This window comes from uncultured Agathobaculum sp. (assembly GCF_963927765.1).
In the GTDB taxonomy this organism is placed as follows: domain Bacteria; phylum Bacillota; class Clostridia; order Oscillospirales; family Butyricicoccaceae; genus Agathobaculum.
This window is the reverse complement of the sequence record NZ_CAWVCU010000027.1, coordinates 1-4,151: the sequence shown is the minus strand read 5'-3', so window position 1 is coordinate 4,151 and position 4,151 is coordinate 1. Positions and strand designations below refer to the sequence as shown.

Genomic DNA, 4,151 nt, shown 5'->3' with positions numbered 1-4,151 from the left:
AGTATCCTAGTCAGCGCATACGATTCCCAGGACGGGCCTAAAAATCCGTAGAAGGGCATATCGATGAAGTCTCTGGTGTTTGCTTCTTACGCCCAGTTTGGGGTGGATGCTGGAGGTTAAGGCTTGCGGGCGCGCTTCAATGGCATGAAGTACCGACCCGCCTGCCGTGGAGACCTGTATGCGTGGGGCACCTATAGCATCGCTTCGATTGACGGATGCCCTACGGTGCAGGATGAAACCTGTATTGCGGTGCGGCGGGGACTGCGCGGAATACGCCGGCCATTGCGGCCGGAGGCCCGTGCGGAACCCAAAACGCTGTGTACAGTGTAGCCTGCCTTGCGTGGCCATGGTGGATATCGTATCCGCCTGCGGTTTCCCGGCCAGGAACGCCGCGGGAATTGACGGTTGAAACCATGTCTGCAAAAGAGGCTAAGAATCGTGTTGCCTGCAGTGGAAATCACCTAGGCTATTCAGCAATGAGGCAGGCAGAGGATTGCAGTGCGGACTCAGTGGCAATTCGGTCCCGGTGATGGTAACATCCCGGCACGGACTTTAATGGGAAACCCCCACGACGGCGACGCGTGGCAGTCCGCGGGGAAAGCCAACCGAACCTCAAGCCGCAAGATTAACTCGGCCTGCCGTCACTTCTATTTGGATAGAACAACCGAAGGGTTTTAATAATAAGGAGTATTTTTTTGGAAGCATCCGATAAACCGAGAAAAAAGAACCAGCCGCCGCAAAAGCCGCGGCTGATCAACACCAAATGGGTAGCAACGATCATGCCGATCAGCTTTGTGCTGTCGGTTGTGATGAGCTATATATCGAATGAGGCGCTGAACAGTGCGGGCACAATTTTATCCTTCTTGGTGCTGTTTTTCTTTATCGCATTGGGCATCCTATTCGATATGATTGGCATTGCTGCCGCCTCCGCGACCGAGAAGGAATTCCATTCCATGGCGGCGCACCGTGTGCGCGGCGCAAAGGAAGCGGTGTGGATGACCCGCAATGCGGAAAAGGTGTCGAGCATTTGCAACGACGTGGTCGGTGATATCTGCGGCATCATTTCCGGTGCAACGGGTGCGCTGATCGTCACCAATATTACGGCCGGGATGAACGGCGTGCAGGTGGTGCTGGTTTCTCTTCTGGTCACCGGTCTGATCTCGGCACTGACCATTGGCGGCAAGGCTGCCGGTAAAGGTGTGGCGATGGCGTTCAGCAGTCGTGTGCTGGCCATTTGCGGACGGGTGTTGTCGGTTTTGCCGTTTTCGCTGGATAGCAAGAGATAGAAAAAGCTTCCGTGGTGGGAATGAAGTTATGAAAAGATACGGAATTCTGGACAATATCACAAGCCCCGCGGATCTGCGCGGATTGTCTTATGACACGCTCGGTGTGCTGTGCGCTTCGCTGCGCGAATTTATCGTCGATTCGGTTTCGCGCACAGGCGGTCATCTGGCCTCCAATTTGGGTGTGATAGAGTTGGCTGTCGCGCTGGAGCGGGAGTTTGACTCTTCGCGTGATCGCATCATTTACGATGTAGGACACCAGAGTTATGTCCATAAGATCCTGACCGGCCGCCGTGACCGCTTTGATACATTGCGGCAATACGGCGGTCTTTCCGGTTTTATGAAGCCGGAGGAGAGTGTGGCTGACCCTTGCGTGACCGGGCATGCCTCTGGTTCGGTGTCGGTGGCGCTGGGTATGGCGCATGCCCGCACGCTGAAAAATCAGAAATATCATGTGGTTGCCGTCATTGGCGACGGCGCGCTGACCGGCGGCATGGCTTATGAGGCGCTCAGCAACGCCGGCACCTCAGGCGAACCGCTTCTGGTGGTGCTCAACGACAACAACATGTCCATTGCGCAGAATGTCGGCGGGCTGAGCCGACATTTGTCGCGTCTGCGCGTCAGTCCACGTTATCTGCATGCCAAGGCGCGTGTGAAGGAGCGTTTGGCGCGGATTCCGGGCGGCGGCGCGGTTTCTCGTGCAATTTCACGCGTCAAGGCGCGGGTCAAGCGTCTGGTGCTGCCGACCTCTCTGTTTGAGCAGATGGGTTTTATCTACCTTGGTCCGGTGGATGGGCACGATCTGAAAAGCGTATGCGAGCTGCTTTCGCAGGCCAAAAAGATCAAAAAGCCGGTTTTGCTGCATGTGATGACGCAAAAGGGCCGCGGCTATGCGCCGAGTGAGCGTGAGCCGGAAAAATATCATGGTGTTTCGCCGTTTGACCCGCTGACCGGTGCGTTCAAGGCGGGCAAGAAAGAGGATTTTTCTGCATGTTTTGGGCGTGAACTGTGTGCTTTCGCGGAAAAAGATGCGCGCATCTGCGCGATTACAGCGGCGATGCCGTCCGGCACAGGGCTGACGCGGTTCGCGTCTCGTTTTCCTGATCGCTTTTTTGACGTCGGCATTGCGGAGGAGCACGCGGTCGCCATGGCGGCTGGTATGGCGGCGCAGGGACTGGTGCCTGTGGTTGCCATGTATTCGACCTTTTTACAGCGCGCCTATGACCAAATGGTGCATGATGTGGCGATTGAAGGGCTGCATGTCGTGTTCTGCGTAGACCGTGCAGGCATTGTCGGCGCGGATGGTGCAACGCACAACGGTGTACTGGATGTGGCGTTTTTGCGTTCCATTCCGGGCGTGAAGATTTTCTGTCCGTCGAATTTTGCCGAGCTGCGCAGTATGATGTCGCGTGCGTTATACCATGAGAACGGGCCGGTCGCAATCCGTTATCCGCGCGGCGGTGAGGGTGCATTTCGAAAGGATACGGCGGCTGATACGATTGCCTGCGTACGTGAAACAACAGGCCGCGAGGTGACGCTGCTGACCCATGGCGCACTTGTCAATGAACTGATTGCCGCAGCGGATATTTTGGAGAAAAAAGGTGTGCACGCGCAGGTTTATAAGGTCAACGAGATCAGCGATGCACTGGCGGAAGCATTCTGTGAGCAGCAGACTGTGCTATCCGGTTGGTGTGTAGTCGTCGAGGATGTTGTGGAAAGCGGCAGCTTGGGCGAATGGGTGGCTGCTCATCGGAGTGGCCGGGTGGACTGCTTGAATACCGGCGACCGGTTTCTGCCGCACGGCGGTGTGAGCGACGTATATCGTCATTGCGGCATTGATGCGGAAGGCATCGCTTCGTTTGTCATCAAAAACCGAAAGGGAAAGGAAAACGACCTTGGCTAAAAAACGTTTGGATGTATTGCTGTTTGAAAAAGGGCTTTGCCATTCGCGGGAGCGCGCAAAGACAGCGATTATGGAAGGCATTGTCTATATTGCCGGGCAGAAAGCTGGCAAAGCGGGCGACATGGTGGATGAAAACGCCGAGCTGGAAGTGCGCGGCAACGAAAATGCCTTTGTCTCCCGTGGCGGCAAAAAAATCGAGAAGGCGCTCGACTATTTTTCGATCGACCCGGCGGGGCTGGTCGTGATGGACGTGGGTGCGTCCACCGGCGGTTTTACCGATTGCCTGCTGCGCCGTGGTGCGGTCAAGGTCTATTCGATCGACGTCGGCTATGGGCAGCTCGCGTGGAGTCTGCGCCAGGACCCACGCGTCAAGTGCATGGAACGCACGAATATCCGCTATGTGACCCCGGAGATGCTCGAGGAAACGCCAAGCCTGTGCGTGATTGACGTGTCGTTCATCTCCTTGCGGCTGGTGCTGCCGGTCGTTTCCGGTCTGCTGACCGAAAATGGCCGTGTGGCCTGCCTGATTAAGCCGCAGTTTGAAGCGGGAAAAGGCAAGGTCGGTAAAAAAGGCGTGGTGCGTGAGCCGGAGATCCATCTGGAAGTACTCGAGCAGTTTGTGGAAAATGCGCACACGGCAGGATTCGTCGTGCAGGATATCACGTTCTCGCCCATCAAGGGGCCGGAAGGGAATATCGAGTTTTTGGGCTACTTATGGAAGCAGGGAGAGGACAGCGTGCCGGACCTGCGCGAGATCGTGCGGCAGGCACATGAGGAATTGGATGGCTGAGGCAGCAATGAAGCGGTTTTTTATCTATCCCAACATGCGAAAAGAGGGCGCGTATGCCGTGCTGCCGCAGGTCTGTGACCAGCTGCAGAGAGAAGGCGTCCGGCTGATGTTGCCCATGCAGATGCGTTCGGCGGCGCTGGGGCTGGAAGGCGTGGATTATATGGAAACCGACGAC

4 protein-coding genes are annotated in these 4,151 nt (G+C 56.4%); all 4 read left to right on the top strand.

The window, feature by feature from the left end:
• Nucleotides 1–695 precede the first annotated feature (695 nt).
• On the top strand, nucleotides 696–1,286 hold the full coding sequence (locus ABGT74_RS01740; RefSeq protein WP_297283493.1) for a hypothetical protein: 591 nt from the start codon (nucleotides 696–698) through the stop codon (nucleotides 1,284–1,286).
• Between the two features lie 28 nt (nucleotides 1,287–1,314).
• Nucleotides 1,315–3,186, top strand: coding sequence for a 1-deoxy-D-xylulose-5-phosphate synthase (dxs, locus tag ABGT74_RS01735; protein ID WP_346704205.1), 1,872 nt, complete (start codon nucleotides 1,315–1,317; stop codon nucleotides 3,184–3,186).
• A complete protein-coding gene (locus ABGT74_RS01730) occupies nucleotides 3,179–3,976 on the top strand; it encodes a TlyA family RNA methyltransferase (protein ID WP_346704204.1) in 798 nt (265 codons plus the stop codon). Before dxs ends, ABGT74_RS01730 begins: the two co-directional genes overlap by 8 nt.
• On the top strand, nucleotides 3,969–4,151 hold a 183-nt coding region (locus ABGT74_RS01725), incomplete at its 3' end, for a hypothetical protein (protein WP_346704203.1). The genes ABGT74_RS01730 and ABGT74_RS01725, both read left to right, overlap by 8 nt.

What these genes read in the sequence shown, in the direction of transcription:
- dxs (WP_346704205.1), top strand. Translation starts at nt 1,315, where the DNA reads ATGAAAAGATACGGAATTCTGGACAATATCACAAGCCCCGCGGATCTG.